1 protein-coding gene is annotated in these 869 nt (G+C 34.8%); it reads right to left on the bottom strand.

Annotated elements, in window-relative coordinates; all coding sequences use genetic code 11:
- Window positions 1-86 precede the first annotated feature (86 nt).
- Window positions 87-851 (bottom strand): FRG domain-containing protein, encoded by a 765-nt coding sequence (locus tag ACGHEH_RS21645; protein ID WP_390449835.1) that lies wholly within the window; start codon window positions 849-851, stop codon window positions 87-89.
- Window positions 852-869: the final 18 nt, after the last annotated feature.

Raw genomic sequence — 869 nt, 5'->3', positions numbered from 1 at the left:
CCTGTTAAGGGGCTGATAATGTTTGGCTAAAATGTGTAGCGAAGCGAAACTGAGCCAAACTTTAGCAGTCCCGCTTGAACAGTTTGTTAAGTACCGAATTCTCGCATAATTCTATTTGAAAGAGAGTTTAGGTCTTGATAAATATCATCTTCTTTGACACCTGTTGCATAAAGCTGATTTTGTATTTTTAGACGATCACCTTCTGAGCGCAATTTAAGTTTCACAATGTTTTTTAATCCGTTTTCAGAGAAATATTCATTGATCGGTTTATTATCAAAACCATGAAATGTAAAAACCCCTTTTTGGCTAGTAACTCTATGATTAAGTAGAGGAAGCGACATTGCTATTGGTGCTTTGGGCACTGTATTATTGTTGTTTCTTAAATATGCAGGGAGATAATCGCTAATCATTGACTCTTTGAATTCATTTGGAGCTATTACCCCTTTAAACCCAACAGACACTTCATTCATTTCATGCGGCTTCATCACCCACACTGCTCTTGATACACCATTGTTATCTTGCTCTAAAGCAAAATATAAAGAAACTAATGGTGATAAAGACCAATCTAAAAGTCGTGTTGGCAAACCATAATGCTGCATTAAAGTGTAAAGTTCAAAAGCATTATTAGGAGTTTTAGATGTGTAATTTTGAAAATAAGTCATGAACTCAGCAATCATTGACTCTTCTCTTGTTTCAGTAATTTCGCGCCAAATAACCCCAGGAACTAAACATAAATTATCATCTTTAATACCTCTAAACCAAAGATCACTGTGATGGCAATTAAATGTTGTAGTTAAAGAACCCACAATTTCAAGGTATTCTGATAAATCACTAAACTCTATAGTTTGCATAAATTCTCCCTAGGTACT

Source organism: Pseudoalteromonas sp. MTN2-4 (genome assembly GCF_042848605.1).
Taxonomy (GTDB): Bacteria; Pseudomonadota; Gammaproteobacteria; order Enterobacterales; family Alteromonadaceae; genus Pseudoalteromonas.
The sequence above is the reverse complement of the archived record's forward strand: the minus strand, read 5'-3'. Positions and strand labels throughout refer to the sequence as shown.